This window comes from Streptomyces sp. NRRL S-495, assembly GCF_000966955.1.
In the GTDB taxonomy this organism is placed as follows: domain Bacteria; phylum Actinomycetota; class Actinomycetes; order Streptomycetales; family Streptomycetaceae; genus Kitasatospora; species Kitasatospora purpeofusca.
The window spans coordinates 1-206 of the sequence record NZ_JZWY01001412.1 but is presented as its reverse complement, the minus strand read 5'-3'; the positions used below and the strand labels follow the sequence as shown (position 1 = coordinate 206).

The window sequence follows — 206 nt, the reverse complement described above, 5'->3', positions numbered from 1 at the left end:
GGGCCAGCGTGCCGGTGAGGGTCCAGGTGAGGGTCTTCCCGGCGGGGATCTCGACGGCCGGACAGGTTGCCGTTCCAGCGTTGATCGGGCAAGGCGTGTTGTCGGCATCGGCCTGCATGCTCGCACCGGTCACGCCCGCCGGAACGGTGTCGGTGACGATGACGTCACGGGCGCGGGAGGGTCCGTTGTTGGTGACACTGACCTGC

Annotated in this window: 1 protein-coding gene; it reads right to left on the bottom strand. The window is 68.9% G+C overall.

Annotated features, from left to right (window positions below; genetic code table 11):
• The coding region (locus VR45_RS41895) for a DUF11 domain-containing protein (protein ID WP_045945242.1) at positions 1-206 on the bottom strand (206 nt) is incomplete at both ends.